We start from the raw sequence: 16,156 nt of genomic DNA on the forward strand, positions 1-16,156 counted from the left end.
AAACTTAGGGGCGCTTGTTACCTTGCGCGGTCGGGAAAGTCAACGATCAAAGTATCCGAATTGTCAAATTCGCCATCTTTTTGCGATTTTGGGGCGCCAGGCGTGTTCGCCACGGTTACGGTGGCAGGAATCAGCCCGGTGTCACGGGGATCGTCGATTAACTCTGTACGCTGATCATATACCGTAAAGCCTGCCCGTTGATAAGCCCCTAACGCAGATGGATGGTCCATTGAACAGGTATTTACCGTCAAACGTTGCGGGGAAAAGCTCCAGGCGGTGTCCACAGCCCAGTTCAGCAAGTATTTGCCATAGCCCTTGCCGATAAATTCCGGGATCAGCCCCATATAGGAAAGGTCGATCTGGCGTTCTTCTTCCAGCAAGATCAGGCTAAGTTCGGCAAAGCCGGCCGGAACGCCCCCAACATAAAGAACATAAACATGGTTTTCCGGGCTTGAGAGAATCGGCTCAAGTTCATGATCGCCAAGCTGGCGGCGAAACCACCACATCCACGGTTCGCCGACCGTATTATAAAGATAGCGATAAAACGATATTGTCGGTTCCTCGGCCCGCACAATGGCAACCTTGCCTGGCGGAATAACCGCTGCCGGGCGATCTGGCTGATGGGTCATTTCCAGATAGGTGATGGTGACTTCCAGTTTCCCGGGCGTCTTTGCAGTCATGAGGTTAACCTTTTTTCAAAAAAACCGTCGTCGCCAGGGGCGCTGGCCTGGGCCGGTGCCATTGATGGCCGATATCCCTGGCGACGATAAAATTTTGCGGCACGCGGTGATGCCGCGTGAACCTTGCATTTTTTCAGGCCAACAGCCGATAAAATGTTTTCGGCCGTTTCCAGCATTGTCGCTCCGTGGCCCTGTCCGCGGGCGCGCGATGCAACAACAAGGTAATGGACCCAGCCGTTAGTGCCATCATGCCCCACCATAACGGTGGCAATTACCGGTCGTTTGGGCGACTGGCGGGCAATCAGTACCGATCCGCGACCAGATGCATAACAGTTTTGTAAATCATCATGCGCCCGGGCATTTGCGGTGTCCGGATTAATCAGGTCCCCATCATACCACAAATTGATTACCGCGTCGCAATCAGCGGCATTCTCAAGCGATAGCCGCTCAATAATAATGTCCTGTTCGGGTGCGCTATTTTCCGGCTTCGCAACGGCAGGGATTGGTGGGCGGACGGGGTGCGGTGTTTGCAGGCCTGGATCAGGAGCCGCGTCATCAGGGGCAGCTGGATGGGGTGGGGCAGCCGGACCTGCGTCACAACAGGCGCGGTGTTGTCGTTTTCGGGGGTGCTGGCCGGTTGGGGGCTGGGTCATGGGCAATTCCGGCCCGGTTGCAGGCAGTTCCTTGCGCCGGGGACCCAAGTGTAATTGCTGTATGAAGCGGTATGGTACAATTCATAAAATTTCGGCCCCGCCTTGCACCGCACTTGTTTATGCCGCGCGGGGCATATCGGTGACGGTGCAGGGGGGCGGGGCCAAAAAATCATTGTGCTGTCCTATTTGGGCTGGCCCGATGCGCGGGGGCTTTCGGGGCGCGAAGCCCACTCCGCCCACGATCCGTCATAAACAGCGGTATGTTTTTTACCGGCAATATAGGCCCCCATGGCCAGCACACAGGCCGTAACACCCGAGCCACAACTGGTAACCATCGGTTTATCAAGGTTTACGCCAGCATCCTTGAAAACCACTTTTATGTCGTCGCCATCCTTAAAGGTGCCGTCGGCATTAAGCAGTTTTTCAAACGGGACATTATAGGCCCCGGGAATGCGGCCCGGTGCGCCCCAGCGTTCATCGGCGGTGCCGGCAAAACGTTCGGCCGAACGGGCATCAACCAGTTGTTCGCGCCCGGTATCAACATTGGCCAGGACCTGGTCATATTCGCGCAGCAAAAAGCTGTTGGCGCGTGCGGTGAAATGGCGTTCGCGCGGGGGCGTTGCCGCATCGGTCACCGGGTTGCCGTCGGCTTCCCATTTCGGTAATCCACCATCAAGAACCACAACATCGTTATGGCCGAAATGGCGCAACATCCACCATGCCCGGCAAGCGGCGGATGCCACACCGGTTTGTGCGTAAACAACAATGCGCACACCATCGCCCAGGCCCAGTTTACGGACTTTGGCTGAAAACTTGATGGCGTCGGGCATCATATGGGGCAGGGGGGCACTGTCGTCGGCGGCAATATCGTCAATATCAAAAAAGACGGCACCGGGAATATGTTTGGCATCAAAAATGGCGCGCGGGTCCTTGCCGCTGCCAGGCATATACCAGCTTGCATCAATCACGCGCACATCAGGGGCGTTTAAATGCTCTGCCAGCCACTGGGTGGAAACCAGCGCGTCAGATTTGGGGTCACTCATGGTCAAGCTCCGGTTTGCAATGGTGGGTATTGCATGTCCCCGGTCGTTTCCGAAGATCATTGTTTTTAAAGATACGAACCGGCGTTATTAAATTTACCGGCCCGTTCAGACAACCAATTCTGAAAACTTTATTCGGCTTCGTCAAAAACAATATTGATGCGACGGTTATGTCGGCCTTTCTTTTCGATTTTCGATACCCGTACCTGGCCAATTTCCGACGTGTTGCGCACATGGGTGCCGCCACAGGGCTGAAAATCGATGCCTTCGATGGTAACGGTACGCACCGTGTCGCCATCCATCGGTGGTTGCACCGACATGGTACGCACCAGTTCGGGGTTGGCTTTCAACTCGGCAATGCTGATTTCGCCGTCATAAACGTCGGCATTGCGCGCCAGAACGGCATTCAGTTTTTCGGTCAGTTCTTCCTTGTCCGGGCTGTCTTCCATGTCAAAATCCAGCCGGGCCTTGTGGCTGGCAATGTTGCCACCGGTAACACCGCCATCAACTAGCGAGCATAAAACATGCAGGCAGGTGTGAAACCGCATGTGACGATGGCGTGTTTCCCAGTCCAGCACCGCGCGCACCTTGCTGCCGATCGGCGGCAGGGCGTGATCATCGGCAATCACATGCAATGGTGTGCCCGATTCGCGGTCTTTCACGGTAATGGTTACCGGCACTTCGCTGCCATCTTCCAAAACCAGCGTTCCCTTGTCGCCGGTCTGTCCACCACTGGTGGCATAAAAAACCGTCTGATCAAGCGCGATGGCATGGTCATGGTGGGCAATAACGGTGGCAGTACAGTCTTTCTGATAGGCATCCTTGCGAAACAGAAGGTCAGTCATTTGGGGCTCCCTGTTTTCCGGGCGCGGGTGCGCCGGACGTCGGTTTTTACGTTTTCTAAAACCATGGTGGCGCGGCTTTGTCAGGGCTGTCGAGGATAAAATTGCTATTTTCGCCAGCAAATGGTTGTGGCATCACAATTTTGTTTGCGTTCACCCCGCCGTTTTGATGTGCAACACCATGGCTGGATGTGCTGGTTTAGGCGGAGTGAACCTGGTTTTATTTCAGGAATTTGCGGTTATTTCGGGTCAATGCGCGATCCCATATCGCGGTCAGCACCATTTCCACTGATCAGGTGGGTTAATTCCTCGATCCGGGATATTTTGCCATCCCGTAGCGTGTAAAACGCGATTACTTTCATTTTTACCCTGCCGCCATTCTTTTTACGGGCATTTACAATATGGATGTCGGCGATGGTGTTGTCGCGGGCAATGATGGTTTCAAATTCAACATCGACAGTCTCAAGGGCGCCACGCAACGTTGCGGCATGTTCCAGAAAACCTGCAAGGTTCAGGGTCTCGCCATCGACGAGTTGCACATAGTCGCTGGTGAAAAAACCGGACAGATCCTCAAGCGATATCGCCGGGTCGCTCAGTGCTGCAAACAGGTTCTGTAAAAGCTGTTTTGCGTTTGTTTGGGTCATGGTGATTGCTTCCAGTTGGGCAATGGCCCAATGCCATTTGCCGGTTGCTGGAAATTAGCGTTATAAATTTGGCCGTGCTAACGTATCAATGCCAATGAATACGGATTTAAGGCCATGCCTGATTATTTGATCGACCCAAATGTATTAGACCCGGCAAATGCGTCATCTTCTATCCATGCTGTTTTACGGCGCAGTTCTGCCATGCGTGAAACTGCGTTGCATAACCATGCCCATGGGCAGTTGATCGGCCCGTTAAAAGGGTCGATCCGCATTGAAACCAGGGCGGGGAACTGGGTTGTTCCGGCGGTGCATGCAGCGTGGGTGCCGCCCCACCATGACCATGCTTTGCAATCAAACGGGCCATTTCAAGGGTGGAGCGTTTATATCCCGCCAGCTTTATGTGCCGGTTTGCCACCATCGCCACAAACCATTGTCGGCAATGATGTTTTACAGGCTGCTATTGCCCGTGCCGCAAGTTGGCCGGCGGGGCCGCAAAATGGGCCCCAGCATCGGTTGGTGCAGGTTATTATTGACGAAATTGCAGCAGCACAGCCGGTTGCATTTAATTTGCCTGCACCCGGTGACGCGCGTTTGCGCCGCATTGCCCGGCAAATTACCATTGATCTGGCCGATAATCGAACCATGGCGCAATGGGCCGATTGGGCGGGAATTGCCCCGCGAACATTAAGCCGCTATTTTGTCGCTGAAACCGGCTTCACGTTTAAGGGGTGGCGGCAAAGGGCACGGTTGCTGGCCGCATTGGAAATGTTGTCTGCGGGCCAGGCTGTAACAACCGTGGCACTGGATCTGGGGTATGAAAATATCAGCGCGTTTATTGCGGCATTCAAAAAAACATTCGGCATAACACCGGGGCGCTATCTTGATATTCAGGGTCTTTAGCCCCCGCAACAGCATCGAACGGTTTTTAAAACAGGGATAATTGCCCGTTCGCACCGGGGCGAATAAACCCGCTGCAATCAAGGTTAAGCGAGCGCCCCTGCATATTATGTTTGCGCCGTGCCAGATTAAAGCGTTGGGCAATCAGGTCGGCTATTGGCCCGTTGCCGCGCATGCGGCTGCCAAAATTTGCGTCATATAATTTGCCATCGCGCATTTGCCGGATCAGGGAAATTACCTTGTCGCGTCGGTCCGGATAATGGTTTTGCAGCCATTCATCAAACAGATCGGCAATTTCTAACGGCAACCGTAACACAATATGCGAAACCGATTGTGCCCCGGCCTTATGGCAGGCCGCGACCAGATTTTCGATTTCACTGTCATTTAAACCCGGAATGATCGGCGCACATAAAACCGTTACCGGAATCCCGGCATCGCTTAGTTTTGCAACAGCATCCAGCCTGCGATGCGGGGCACTGGCACGCGGTTCTAACAAGTTCGATAACCGGTTATCAAGCGATGTGACCGATACTGCAACCGAGGCCCGGTTTTGCTTTGCCATGGGCGCAATCAGGTCGATATCCCGGCATACCAGCGCGGATTTGGTAATAATTGAAAACGGATGATGGCAATCGCCGAGAACCTGAAGGATGTTACGGGTTAGTTGTTTTTCCCGCTCTACGGGCTGGTACGGGTCGGTGCTGGTGCCAATGACGATGGGGGCCGGCATATAGCTTTTGGCGGCAAGCTGTTTGCGTAACAGGGCCGGGGCGTCGGGTTTCCAGAACAGCTTTGTTTCAAAATCCAGCCCGGGTGACAGGCCCAGATAGGCATGTGTTGGCCGGGCAAAACAATAAATGCAGCCATGCTCACACCCGCGATAGGGGTTGATCGAACGGTCAAATGGCACATCTGGGCTTTGATTGCGGGTGATAACACTGCGCGCACCATCCACGCCCAGTGTGGTTTTAACGCGGGCAGGGGGAAAGTCATCGTTGCTGTCCGCGCCTGTTCCCGTGTCGTGGTTAATATTTTCCATTAACCAGCCGTCATCCCAGGCATGATGGGAATGCTTTTCATAGCGGCCATTGATATTGGAAATCGCCCCGCGCCCTTTTTGTGCCCGTGCGGGCAGCAGCGCAGGGTCCGGCGCGTCCCGGTTGTGGGCGGCGTCAAAATCCTCAAAATCGGATGGTGCGGTGACGGTTTGTTTTTCCATGTCGCCAATATAGAACAAACAATGAACATTGCAATCGCAAAACCCTAATTACGCCTTTTGCGGGCCATGTTTGGATGGTTGTCTGGTGGCCGTCATTCTTAACGAAACGAGGGGTTTCCATGCGCGTCGTTGTAACCGGCGGTGCCGGCTTTATCGGATCGGCCTTATGCCGGTATCTGGTCGCGGAATGTGGCTGGCAGGTTTTGAATATCGATAAACTGACCTATGCCGCCGACCAGCGATCCCTTGCGGCAATTGAAGGGGCGCCGGGATATCGGTTTATGCAGGCTGATATCGCTGATGGCGACAAAATTGCACGGATTCTGGATGAATTTAAACCAGATGCCATTATGCACCTGGCAGCGGAAAGCCATGTGGACCGGTCTATTGACGGGCCGGGTGATTTTATTGAAACCAACATTGTTGGCACCTATCGGTTGCTTGATGCGGCACTTTATTACTGGCGCGGTCTGGCGCCTGACCGTCAGCAAAATTTCCGTTTTTTGCATGTTTCAACCGACGAGGTTTATGGATCGCTGGGCGCACAGGGTTTGTTTGATGAAAACAGCCGTTATCAGCCCAATTCGCCCTATTCGGCCAGCAAGGCATCGTCCGACCATCTGGTGCGTGCATGGCATCACACCTATGGCCTGCCGATATTGATATCGAATTGTTCCAACAATTACGGGCCATTTCAATTTCCCGAAAAATTTATTCCACTGATGATTTTAAACGCGATGGCCGGTCGCAAATTGCCGGTTTATGGCGATGGGCACAACATTCGCGACTGGTTGCATGTGAATGACCATGTTGCCGCCTTGCGCCTGATCGTGCAGCACGGGCAGGTGGGCGAAACCTATAATGTCGGCGGGCGCAACGAAGCACGCAATATTGATATCGTCCATCAGGTTATTTCTCATGTCCGCGATTTGTCGCCCCATCGCACCTTGCCCAAAGACGATGCCCTGATCGAATTTGTGCAGGATCGCCCCGGCCACGACCGCCGCTATGCCATTGATGCCACCAAACTGGAAAACCGGCTGGGCTGGCAGGCGCAATATGATCTGGATCGCGGGTTGCGTGACACGGTGGCGTGGTATTTGAACCATGAACAATGGTGGCAACCTATTTTGGACCGCAAATATCAGGGGCAGCGTCTTGGCGTCGCCTGAAAACAAAATGTACGCCTGATGGTTGGGATATAAAGTCGCCGGTTTTTTAGTATCCTGACCTCAAGTTTGTTTCCGGTTTAAAAAATATCGGCTAACCTTTGTCGGTAAATTGCAAACCGGCAAAAAGGTGCGGTTATGGCTATGGAATGGTCTCAGATACTGACATTTGCACTGGTAACGTCGCTTCTGGTGATGTCGCCCGGTCCTAATGGTGTTTTGATCGCCAAAACCGTGCCGACATCGGGGCGTGCGGCAGGCTTTGCCAATGTTGCGGGCTTTGTTACCGCATTTTATGTGCACGGCACCCTGTCCATTCTGGGTATTTCGGTCATTCTGGTGCAATCGGCGCAATTGTTTTTTGCGGTCAAAATGCTGGGTGCCGCTTATTTGTGCTGGGTTGGTATCAAGGCCCTGCGCGATGCCTGGCGTGGCGTTCAAACCGTTGGTGAAACATCGCCCGCGCGGCGTAAGCGGACCCTTGCCAAAGCCTTTGGCGAAGGGTTTTTGACCAATGTGTTAAACCCCAAAGTCTCGATCTTTTATCTTGCCGCGTTTCCGCAATTTGTGCCGATGGGGGCGGGGTCGATCAGTGCGGCTTATACGCTGGTTTGTGTTCATGCCCTGATTAACGCGGTGTGGTTTACAGCCATGATTCTGGTGTTGGCCCGGTTAACAAGGGCCGTGCGTAATGGCCGCTTTCAGCGCGTGCTAAAGGCCGTTACCGGCAGTGTGTTTATTGCCTGTGGCGTCAAGCTGGCAACCTTTCGCCCTTAAGAATATTGCGAGGCTGCTTTTTGATTGTAACAGGGGGCAGTCTGGCATGTTTCGTGGGTTCCGGCATAAAACAAGTGCAATATTTCAATCGGTTAAAGTAAAGGAACCCCTTTGTGTGGGGTGTTTTTTTATGTGGTGTGCAACCAGTGACGGGTGTCGTTTGTTGACAGTGTAAAACGTTCGTTTTACACTTGGGTTATGGATATCAAAACAAATCTGATGACAGCCGCTGAACGGCTTTTTGATCGTAACGGCTTCACCGCAACCGGGATGGACCGGTTAACTCAGGCGGCAGGACTTTCCAGCCGGACCCTTTACAAACATGTCGGCAGCAAAGTTGCCCTGATGGGGCTGGTATTGTCCGAACGTGAAAAGCGTTTCATGGCGCGCCTTGAGGTCGATAGCATTGATGCTGTTTTCGCGGTTCTCGAAGGCTGGGTGCGCGACGAAGGGGCACGCGGATGCCTGTTTTTGCGTGCATATGGCGAAACCGGCGGCGACATGCCGGAAATTTCCCGGGTCGTTCTGGCGCACAAGGCTGCGATGCGGGCAAAAATAGCGGACATCATTGCGCAGGAAGTTGGCGGCAACGATGAAACCAATGCGACGTTAACGGAACAGATTGTTGTTCTTATTGAAGGGGCCACTGCCGCGGCCATTTATCGGGGGCCGGAGGCGGTGATGGCGGCGCGCAAGGCTGCGGCCATAATTGTTGCGCAGGCCCGGCCATGACCCCGCCTGTCAGCTTGTCCATAAGTCCGGCGATACGTCTTGGCGCTGTGGGCTTTGGCCTGATTGCCATATGTTATGGTTTTGCCCGTTTTGCCTTTGGTCTGTTTCTGCCGCAAATTGATGCCGATTTATCGCTTGGTTCCACCCTTGCCGGGGTTATTTCCGGCGGGTCATTTTTTGGCTATTGCATTTCGATCATTGTGTCGGCATTCGCGACGGAGCGGTTTGGCGCACGGGTAGTTGCGGTGGGGGCGGCGGGGGTTGCTGCCATCGGTATGGTCGGTATTGCGGCGGCCCCGAATGCCGTTTGGCTTGCCAGTGCTGTCATGCTTGCCGGGGCCAGCACAGGGTTGGCATCGCCACCAATGGCGGCCGCGGTGGCAGCGGCGGTGCGGCGTGACCGGCAGGATATCACCAATACCGTGATCAATGCCGGGACCAGTGCGGGGGTGGCGTTGTCCTGGCCCATCGCCCTGATCATTGGTGGGCAATGGCGTTTGGCATTTGCGGCATTTGCCGTTGCGGCCCTTGTTTTGGCGGGTGTGCTTGCGCGAACCATTCCGCCTGCTGTTGCTGCTGGCGGTTCCGGCTTGGCACAGGGGGTGTTGCCACCTTTAAAAGGCAATATCGCCCGTTTGATTTTTGCGGCCTTTCTTATGGGGGTGGCAAGCACGGCAATTTGGTCCTTTGGCGGGCAGCTTGCCACGTTGCAGCTTGGGCGAGGGGCCATGGGCAGCGGGGCGTTGTGGGTTGCCATTGGGGGTGGTGGTATTGTCGGGGCGTGGGCCGGGGCACTTGTGTCGCGGTTTGGACTTAACCATGTCCATCGGGTTTTTCTGGTCGCAATGGCCTGCGGTATTCTGGCGGCAGGGCTGGGCACGGTAATGGTTGCAACCCTGGCCGGGGGTGTTTTGTTCGGGGCGGCCTATGTCATGTTGACCGGGGTGTATCTGGTGTGGGGGGTAACTGCCCTGCCGGATCGGCCGGCTATCGGGTTAATGATTGGTTTTCTGACCATCGCCATCGGGCAAACAGCGGGCGCCCCTGTTTTTGGCTTTTTGTTAAACGCGTTTGGGCCGATGGGGGCAGTACTTGTTTTTGCCAGCCTTGCCCTGATACCCGGGGTGATGAAGGCGCAAAAAGGCCAGCGTCGAACTGACATGCAAAAGAGCGGGCCTTCCCCCACGGTTTAAGGGCGTGGGGTGTGCCATGTGACGCAAAGGGACAGGCAGGTGTTTCGATATTTCAATATTTGAAATTCAAGTGCTTTATTTGCGAAGGGCGATCAGGGCCATCACCAGCACAAATATCCCAAACAGGATATCGGCCAGCAGGTTGTCATTACCTTTCATCGCCAGAAACGATGCCACCGGTAAAACAAGCGATGCCAGTACCAGAAAGACCGGATTAAACAGGAACTTTTTCATCTTAGTTTCCCCCCAGCATCATTGTGACCAGCAAAATACCCAGTGCCCAAACGCCACATAGCAGGGTTAAAATGACGCCGGTTTTTAAAACAACCGACAAAACCGGCCCTTCCTTGCCCGACAGTCCAACAGTGGAACAGCCCACCATGATTTTTGACGGGGCCAGCATACTGCCAAGCGACGCGCCGGTGGCCTGTGCTGCCAGTATAAGGGCGGTGGAAAGACCTGAAAGTTCGGCGGTGTGGCGCTGGAACATGCCAAATACCACATTGGAATTATTGGTACTGCCGGTCATGAAGGCCCCCAGGGCACCAATCGCCGGGGCGACCACCGGGTAAGCAATGGCAAAGGTACCTGAAAATAGTTTTGACCCGCCTTCAGCCAGCGCATAGGTCATACCGGCATGGTCCATCATTAACGCCAGACCAATAACCGGCACCATGCCAATGCTGGTGGGAAGGCCGCTTTTAAGGGTGCGTTGGGCAATGCGTTTGCCAATACCCGGGGCATAACGCCTGCGCAATTTGAAAAAGGTAAAGCTGATCGCAGCAGTATAAAGCAAAAGTGCGCCGGGATGGCCGAAAATGGCAATTGCCTTGGCTTTATCCGCCGCAATTTGCCAGCTTTGCGAGGTTTCCATTGCCGGAAATGACAGGGTAAGTTCCACGCCGGATAAAAAATGTTCGACCGGGGCAACGAATGTTGCCAGGCCAACAATGATCATGAACACCAGATAGGGGGTTAAACCCTCGATCAGGGGCATTTTTTGGGGGTCGTCCGATCCCGGTTCGGCAATGTCGTCGGGGTGCGGTTTCCAGAACCGGGTGACAATGATCGATGCGATCAGACCGAAAATTCCGGCGGTTAGCCCACCCAGCGTCCAGACGCCGTAATTTGCCATCACATATTGGGCAACACCCATTACTCCGGCAATGATTACCAATGGCACAATGCGGCGGCGAATGGTTAAAAAACCGCCATCCAGCCACAAAACAGCTGCCCCGCAGGTAAAGCCCGACAGGCCCAGTAATATCGCTGAATAATGGGTTAGCTCGCTGCCGGGAATGCCGGTCACACCAATCAGGGCCTCAAACGAGGTGGCCATATTGCCAAACAAAACCGACCAGCTATGCCCGATCATGGGGGCCGCAACCGCCAGAACCGGCGAAAAGCCCATGCCCAGCAACAAGGGGGCAATAACGGCAATTGGCACACCAAAACCGGCTACACCTTGCAAAAAGGTGGCAAAAACATATCCCAAAATCAGCAATTGCAACGGCCGGTCGTCTGTCAGTTTGCGAATGGCGGCCCCGATGGTTTTAATGGCACCGGCTTCCTCTGCCGCGAAATACAGGATCAACGCAGCCCAAACGATATATAGAATATACAGGGCCAGCATCACGCCCTTGGCCTGGGCGACGATCAGCATATCGACCGGGGTGCCAAAGGCAAAAAACGCAATGGCGGCGGTAATGAACCATGCTGCCGCACCGGCACGGGCTGCGCCCCAGTTTGCCTTGATCATTAAAAACAGAATGGTGGCAATGGGCAGGGCGGCCAGAATAAACTTGATCATCGGGAATGCGTGAACCTTTGGGAACAAGACGTTGTGGTTAAACACAAAACCGTTTTAACCACGCACGTATCATGTCCGATGCCTGACATCTGCGCAAGGTGCGGCAAGGGGATTTTCGCATTATGGAAGTGGTTCGCTTCGCTGGTATATTGGTTCGGGATAGATAACGCTGTAGCTATTAAGGCGTTATTTTCAACATATACAGGGGTGGCGAAGGAAATAGAAAACCCGCCAAACCGTGTTATCGGGCTGGCGGGTTTTTAATATAAGGCGACTGTTTTAATCAAAACAGATAATTATGATCTGTCTTTGATTTTGGCGGTGGCGCCTCAGGCGCACTCGGCCTTGTCGGTTTTTGCGGTCAGGTCATCGCGAATTTCGGCCCCGATTTCAAACGATTTCAGGCGGGCGTCGTGATCGAAAATATTGGCGGTTAAAATCAGTTCATCGACGCGGGTTTCATACAAAAATTCGCGCACCTTGCTGCGTACTGTGTCGCGTGATCCAACGGCGGCATAGCGCATGGCATGGTTAACACCGGCTTTTTCAATTGAATTCCATACCGTATCCATATCCTTGACCGGGGCCGGTAATTTGCCGGGGTTGCCACGACGCAGGTTGAGGAATTGTTGTTGCATGGAGGTTGCTATAAACCGGGCTTCCTCGTCGCTATCGGCGGCAAAAAAGCCCATCGCGGCGGCGGCGTAAGGTTTATCAAGCTGATCGGATGGTTCAAACCGGGACCGGTAAAGGTCCAGCGCCTGCATGAGATAATCGGGGGCGAAGTGCGATGCAAAGGCAAAAGGCAAGCCCAATCGGGCGGCAAGGTCCGCCGAAAACAGGCTGGAACCCAAAAGCCACATCGGAACTTGTGACCCATAGCCCGGTACAGCACGAATGGGCGGGTTGCCTTCCAGCGGAGCAAGGAATTGCTGAACCTGCAAAACATCCTGAATAAAGCGTTCTTCGCTGCCATGCATATCGCGGCGCAGCGCGGCGGCGGTGCGTTGGTCCGTGCCGGGTGCGCGGCCAATGCCAAGGTCGATCCGGCCGGGATACAGGGCATCAAGGGTGCCAAACTGTTCGGCAATGACCAGAGGGGCGTGGTTGGGCAGCATAACGCCGCCCGACCCGACGCGAATGGTTTTGGTGCCACCAGCAACATGGCCGATGACCACCGATGTTGCCGCACTGGCGATGCCGGGCATATTGTGGTGTTCTGCCAGCCAATATCGGTAATAGCCCAGCTTTTCGCCCTGTTGGGCCAGTTCAAGGGTTTTGCGCAGGGCATCGGACGGATGTTCACCGTCGTTTACCGGGCACAGGTCAAGGATGGAGAAACGTGTCATGACAATATATCCTGTTGGGCGCAGGGCATTTTTCAGCCGCGCCAAATGGGCCTGTTAGGACCTAATTTAGGGTAAAATTGCCATAACGCCAGCACGACCTGTTGCTGGCGTATTATTTCTCGGTCAAATCATAGGATTGTTGGGCATGGACGGGTGGTTTTGCGCATGTTGATTATTTTGGGCCGTTTGCCGGGCTGTGGCAAAAGCACGCTGGCACATATGCTGGCAGAACAGTTATCGGCAGTTTGGCTTCGGATCGATAGCATCGAGCAGGCTTTGCGTGATGCCGATGATTTATATGGTGATGGCGCGTTTGAAATGGGGCCGCAGGGATACATGGTTGCGTACCAGCTGGCGGCCGATAATCTGGCGCTGGACCATTACGTAATTGCCGATAGTGTGAACCCGCTTGAAATAACCCGTGCCGCGTGGCGCGATGTGGCCCATAAGGCGCGTGTTAAATTTGTTGAAATTGAACTGATTTGTTCGGATGTGGCGGAGCATCGCAAGCGGATCGAAACCCGGCACCCAAGCGTGCCAAATTTAAAGCTGCCAGACTGGCAGGCTGTACAGGATCGCGATTATCAACCATGGCAAAACGGGCAATGGGTGCTTGATAGCGCGCGCAACACCGCCGCCCAACTGGCAACACAGGTAATATCGCGGTTGTTTGATGGCGGAAAAGGGTGAGCTTTTGTTAAAAGGTTAATTCCCGGGTATTGATAAAATGGCTAATTTTGGCCGTTAATTGTGCTGTTGATAAAGTTGCGAATGACGGTTGATGTGGTATTGCGTCGATAGGCCAGTGCCAGAAATGCGATGGCAGGGGTGCCCTTAACCGGGCGATAAACAACCCCGCGGACCTGCAATTGCCCCATGCCGGCGGGCACGAGCGACACCCCCATTTCGGCAGCCACCAGGTTAATCACCGACCCGATTTGCGGGGCCGATTGCCCCAGCTCCGGTTCAAAACCGGCATTGCGACACGCATTTATCACCGTATCAAAATGGGTGGGGCCAACCTCGCGCGGGGTTAACACAAACGGGTCATGCGCCAGCATGGCAAGCGAGATGGTTTCATGTGTTGCGGCGGGGTGGCCGGTGGGCAGCACGGCCAGCATTGGTTCATTGCCCAGATCATGAAGTTTGATGTTGGCATGATCGACGGTGTTTTGGCGCAGGAAGGCGGCGTCAAGCTGCCCGTCAATCAGGTCTGTTAACAGCCGGGTGGAATTGGTTTCGGTCAGGGTAAGTTTGACGGTGGGCCAGGCACGGCGAAAGGCGCGAATGGCGGCGGGCACAACCGGGCTAAACGCGGCAGAGCCGGTAAAGCCAACATGGATGGTGCCGACTTCGCCGCGTGCAGCGCGTTGTGCGGCGTGTATGGCCTGTTGGGCAAGGTCGGGAAACTGTTCAACAATGGCCTTAAAGGCGGCACCCGCATCGGTGAGTTCGGCACCGTGCGGAACACGGTGAAACAGCTTTGCACCAATTTCGGTTTCCAGGTCCTTTATTTGCTGGCTGAGCGGTGGTTGACCAATGCCAACATGCTGGGCCGCCCGGGTGAAGTTGCCATGCTCGGCAACAGCCAGAAAATAACGGATATGACGAAGTTCCACGTTTTGGTATCTCTAAAACATATTGAAAATGGCAGTAACATATATTGGACGGATGACGCGCAGGGTGCAACAATTTGGATAAAATAAAAACAGCGCCCTATTACCCGCCAAGGATTGAAGATGACAGAGCCAAAGGCAGACCAGGACCTGCCACCTCGCAGTACCGCCGCACCGGCAAACGCAGCCGCAAAAGCAGTCGAGACGGGCCGGGATAACCCAAATCAGGATATGATGGCGACCCGGCCCGAATTTGCCGACGTTGATGACCCTAAAATGACATATCCCGCCCAAAGCTGGGTTGAGCCGGGGACACCAGCCTATCGCCGGGTGGCAATGGCGCTGTTTTTGGCCGGTTTCGCGACGTTTTCGCTGATTTATTGTGTGCAGCCGCTTTTGCCGGCTTTTGCCGATGATTTTGCTGTCAGCCCAACGCAAAGCTCGCTTGCCTTGTCGTTGACGACCGGGTTTTTGGCTTTTTCAATTTTGCTGGCGGGGGCCGCGTCCGAGGCATTTGGGCGGCGGCGATTGATGTTTGTGTCGATGTGCGCGGCATCGGCTTTAAATATTGCCGATGCATTTATTCCCGATTGGCATGTGTTGCTGGTGGCACGCGCGCTTGAAGGTTTTGTTCTGGGCGGGGTGCCTGCAGTGGCGATGGCCTATCTGGCCGAGGAAATCCATCCGCGCGGGTTGGGGTTGGCGATGGGGTTGTATGTGGGCGGCACGGCGTTTGGCGGTATGGCCGGGCGTGTTGGTGTGGGTTTGCTAACCGAATTTTCGTCGTGGGAAATGGCATTGGGTGTTTTGGGCGGGCTGGATTTGCTGGCTGCGATTGGCTTTTTTATATTACTGCCGCCTTCGCGTAACTTCACCACCAGGCCGGGTTTTCAACTGGCTTATCATATTGATGCGTGGGCGAAACATTTGCGTCACCCGGCTTTGCCCTTTGTGTTCGTCATTGGCGCCCTGTCGATGGGCTGTTTTGTGACGGTCTATAATTATGCCGGGTTCCGACTGGTGGCGGACCCTTATAATTTGGGGCAGGGCGCAATCAGTCTTATTTTTATGGTCTATCTGTTTGGAATGGCGGCATCTTCTATCGCAGGTGGCTTGGCAGACAAACACGGGCTTGGCCCGGTAATGGCGGCGGGCATTCTGGTTGCGCTGGCCGGGGTTGCCTTGACGTTGATGGGGTCAATTTATGGCGTGATTGGCGGTATCATTGTTTTAACCAGCGGTTTTTTTATGGCCCATTCGGTGGCGAGTGGCTGGGTCGGGCGGATGGCAAAACAGTCCAAGGGTCACGCATCGTCGCTTTATTTGCTGTCCTATTATCTGGGTTCCAGCGTGATGGGGTCTATCGGCGGCTGGTTCTGGACACAGGGGGGCTGGTCGGCGGTGGCCGGTTTTGCCGGGGCGTTGCTGGTCATCGCCTTGTTGGTTTCCGGGCATTTATGGCGTTATGCGCGCAGGGTTGAAACCCGACCTGTATAGCTTTGAATTGCAAACAAAAATGCCCCCGGTTTGTCTGC

General features: G+C 54.5%; 17 protein-coding genes. 7 read left to right on the forward strand and 10 right to left on the reverse strand.

All coding sequences use genetic code 11. The annotated features are described in order from the left end of the window. Nucleotides 1-17 precede the first annotated feature (17 nt). The 5 genes from THS27_RS17970 to THS27_RS17990 all read right to left on the reverse strand — a co-directional run bounded on the left by THS27_RS17970 (nucleotide 18) and on the right by THS27_RS17990 (nucleotide 3,859). Nucleotides 18-680 carry a GNAT family N-acetyltransferase gene (locus THS27_RS17970; protein ID WP_085593345.1) on the reverse strand — a complete coding sequence of 221 codons (663 nt, stop codon included), beginning with the start codon at nucleotides 678-680 and terminating at the stop codon, nucleotides 18-20. Next, a complete protein-coding gene (locus THS27_RS17975; RefSeq protein WP_139835640.1) occupies nucleotides 677-1,333 on the reverse strand; it encodes a GNAT family N-acetyltransferase in 657 nt (218 codons plus the stop codon). The genes THS27_RS17970 and THS27_RS17975 overlap by 4 nt, the downstream gene beginning before the upstream one ends. A gap of 182 nt (nucleotides 1,334-1,515) precedes the next feature. Beyond that, nucleotides 1,516-2,376 (reverse strand): sulfurtransferase, encoded by an 861-nt coding sequence (locus THS27_RS17980; protein WP_085593349.1) that lies wholly within the window; start codon nucleotides 2,374-2,376, stop codon nucleotides 1,516-1,518. A 128-nt stretch (nucleotides 2,377-2,504) separates the two neighbouring features. Beyond that, on the reverse strand, nucleotides 2,505-3,218 hold the full coding sequence (locus tag THS27_RS17985; RefSeq protein ID WP_085593351.1) for an alanyl-tRNA editing protein: 714 nt from the start codon (nucleotides 3,216-3,218) through the stop codon (nucleotides 2,505-2,507). Between the two features lie 236 nt (nucleotides 3,219-3,454). Next, nucleotides 3,455-3,859 (reverse strand): nuclear transport factor 2 family protein, encoded by a 405-nt coding sequence (locus THS27_RS17990; RefSeq protein WP_085593353.1) that lies wholly within the window; start codon nucleotides 3,857-3,859, stop codon nucleotides 3,455-3,457. A gap of 114 nt (nucleotides 3,860-3,973) precedes the next feature. On the opposite strand from THS27_RS17990, the gene THS27_RS17995 reads away from it, so the two are divergent. Next, nucleotides 3,974-4,759: an AraC family transcriptional regulator gene (locus tag THS27_RS17995; protein ID WP_085593355.1), complete on the forward strand. Its 786-nt coding sequence runs from the start codon at nucleotides 3,974-3,976 to the stop codon at nucleotides 4,757-4,759. Between the two features lie 25 nt (nucleotides 4,760-4,784). On the opposite strand, the gene THS27_RS18000 is transcribed toward THS27_RS17995, so the two are convergent. Beyond that, a complete protein-coding gene (locus tag THS27_RS18000) occupies nucleotides 4,785-5,975 on the reverse strand; it encodes a PA0069 family radical SAM protein (protein ID WP_085593383.1) in 1,191 nt (396 codons plus the stop codon). A 119-nt stretch (nucleotides 5,976-6,094) separates the two neighbouring features. On the opposite strand from THS27_RS18000, the gene rfbB reads away from it, so the two are divergent. The 4 genes from rfbB (at nucleotide 6,095) to THS27_RS18020 (ending at nucleotide 9,846) form a co-directional block, all read left to right on the forward strand. Then, on the forward strand, nucleotides 6,095-7,147 hold the full coding sequence (rfbB, locus tag THS27_RS18005; RefSeq protein ID WP_085593357.1) for a dTDP-glucose 4,6-dehydratase: 1,053 nt from the start codon (nucleotides 6,095-6,097) through the stop codon (nucleotides 7,145-7,147). A gap of 135 nt (nucleotides 7,148-7,282) precedes the next feature. Next, complete coding sequence (locus tag THS27_RS18010) at nucleotides 7,283-7,921, forward strand: LysE family translocator (RefSeq protein ID WP_246833012.1); 639 nt, start codon at nucleotides 7,283-7,285, stop codon at nucleotides 7,919-7,921. Between the two features lie 219 nt (nucleotides 7,922-8,140). Next, complete coding sequence (locus tag THS27_RS18015; protein ID WP_246833013.1) at nucleotides 8,141-8,653, forward strand: TetR/AcrR family transcriptional regulator; 513 nt, start codon at nucleotides 8,141-8,143, stop codon at nucleotides 8,651-8,653. Continuing rightward, the gene (locus THS27_RS18020; protein WP_246833014.1) at nucleotides 8,650-9,846 is read left to right on the forward strand and encodes an MFS transporter; all 1,197 of its coding nucleotides are present in this window, start codon (nucleotides 8,650-8,652) and stop codon (nucleotides 9,844-9,846) included. Before THS27_RS18015 ends, THS27_RS18020 begins: the two co-directional genes overlap by 4 nt. 75 nt (nucleotides 9,847-9,921) lie before the next feature. Here THS27_RS18020 and THS27_RS26920 read toward each other — a convergent pair whose 3' ends face one another. From THS27_RS26920 to THS27_RS18030, 3 genes are all read right to left on the reverse strand, one after another. Continuing rightward, entirely contained in the window at nucleotides 9,922-10,080 is a 159-nt protein-coding gene (locus THS27_RS26920) for a hypothetical protein (RefSeq protein ID WP_168184936.1), read from the reverse strand. 1 nt (nucleotide 10,081) lies between these two features. Beyond that, nucleotides 10,082-11,656 carry an L-lactate permease gene (locus tag THS27_RS18025; protein ID WP_085593361.1) on the reverse strand — a complete coding sequence of 525 codons (1,575 nt, stop codon included), beginning with the start codon at nucleotides 11,654-11,656 and terminating at the stop codon, nucleotides 10,082-10,084. A gap of 329 nt (nucleotides 11,657-11,985) precedes the next feature. Beyond that, nucleotides 11,986-13,005 (reverse strand): LLM class flavin-dependent oxidoreductase, encoded by a 1,020-nt coding sequence (locus tag THS27_RS18030; protein WP_085593363.1) that lies wholly within the window; start codon nucleotides 13,003-13,005, stop codon nucleotides 11,986-11,988. A 165-nt stretch (nucleotides 13,006-13,170) separates the two neighbouring features. Between THS27_RS18030 and THS27_RS18035 the strand changes: the two genes are divergently transcribed. Beyond that, nucleotides 13,171-13,695 carry an AAA family ATPase gene (locus THS27_RS18035; RefSeq protein ID WP_085593365.1) on the forward strand — a complete coding sequence of 175 codons (525 nt, stop codon included), beginning with the start codon at nucleotides 13,171-13,173 and terminating at the stop codon, nucleotides 13,693-13,695. A 41-nt stretch (nucleotides 13,696-13,736) separates the two neighbouring features. On the opposite strand, the gene THS27_RS18040 is transcribed toward THS27_RS18035, so the two are convergent. After that, nucleotides 13,737-14,624, reverse strand: coding sequence for a LysR family transcriptional regulator (locus THS27_RS18040; protein WP_085593367.1), 888 nt, complete (start codon nucleotides 14,622-14,624; stop codon nucleotides 13,737-13,739). A 120-nt stretch (nucleotides 14,625-14,744) separates the two neighbouring features. Here THS27_RS18040 and THS27_RS18045 point away from each other — a divergent pair, with 120 nt between their 5' ends. Further along, entirely contained in the window at nucleotides 14,745-16,118 is a 1,374-nt protein-coding gene (locus THS27_RS18045; RefSeq protein ID WP_246833015.1) for an MFS transporter, read from the forward strand. The last annotated feature ends 38 nt before the right edge of the window (nucleotides 16,119-16,156 follow it).

Origin of the sequence: Thalassospira sp. MCCC 1A01428 (genome assembly GCF_002115825.1) — a bacterium.
GTDB lineage: Bacteria > Pseudomonadota > Alphaproteobacteria > Rhodospirillales > Thalassospiraceae > Thalassospira.

Excerpts from the sequence above, each read along its gene's own strand:
- THS27_RS17970 (WP_085593345.1), bottom strand. The coding sequence starts at position 680 with ATGACTGCAAAGACGCCCGGGAAACTGGAAGTCACCATCACCTATCTG.
- THS27_RS17975 (WP_139835640.1), bottom strand. The coding sequence starts at position 1,333 with ATGACCCAGCCCCCAACCGGCCAGCACCCCCGAAAACGACAACACCGC.
- THS27_RS17980 (WP_085593349.1), bottom strand. The coding sequence starts at position 2,376 with ATGAGTGACCCCAAATCTGACGCGCTGGTTTCCACCCAGTGGCTGGCA.
- THS27_RS17985 (WP_085593351.1), bottom strand. The coding sequence starts at position 3,218 with ATGACTGACCTTCTGTTTCGCAAGGATGCCTATCAGAAAGACTGTACT.
- THS27_RS17990 (WP_085593353.1), bottom strand. The coding sequence starts at position 3,859 with ATGACCCAAACAAACGCAAAACAGCTTTTACAGAACCTGTTTGCAGCA.
- THS27_RS17995 (WP_085593355.1), top strand. The coding sequence starts at position 3,974 with ATGCCTGATTATTTGATCGACCCAAATGTATTAGACCCGGCAAATGCG.
- THS27_RS18000 (WP_085593383.1), bottom strand. The coding sequence starts at position 5,975 with ATGGAAAAACAAACCGTCACCGCACCATCCGATTTTGAGGATTTTGAC.
- rfbB (WP_085593357.1), top strand. The coding sequence starts at position 6,095 with ATGCGCGTCGTTGTAACCGGCGGTGCCGGCTTTATCGGATCGGCCTTA.
- THS27_RS18010 (WP_246833012.1), top strand. The coding sequence starts at position 7,283 with ATGGCTATGGAATGGTCTCAGATACTGACATTTGCACTGGTAACGTCG.
- THS27_RS18015 (WP_246833013.1), top strand. The coding sequence starts at position 8,141 with ATGACAGCCGCTGAACGGCTTTTTGATCGTAACGGCTTCACCGCAACC.
- THS27_RS18020 (WP_246833014.1), top strand. The coding sequence starts at position 8,650 with ATGACCCCGCCTGTCAGCTTGTCCATAAGTCCGGCGATACGTCTTGGC.
- THS27_RS26920 (WP_168184936.1), bottom strand. The coding sequence starts at position 10,080 with ATGAAAAAGTTCCTGTTTAATCCGGTCTTTCTGGTACTGGCATCGCTT.
- THS27_RS18025 (WP_085593361.1), bottom strand. The coding sequence starts at position 11,656 with ATGATCAAGTTTATTCTGGCCGCCCTGCCCATTGCCACCATTCTGTTT.
- THS27_RS18030 (WP_085593363.1), bottom strand. The coding sequence starts at position 13,005 with ATGACACGTTTCTCCATCCTTGACCTGTGCCCGGTAAACGACGGTGAA.
- THS27_RS18035 (WP_085593365.1), top strand. The coding sequence starts at position 13,171 with ATGTTGATTATTTTGGGCCGTTTGCCGGGCTGTGGCAAAAGCACGCTG.
- THS27_RS18045 (WP_246833015.1), top strand. The coding sequence starts at position 14,745 with ATGACAGAGCCAAAGGCAGACCAGGACCTGCCACCTCGCAGTACCGCC.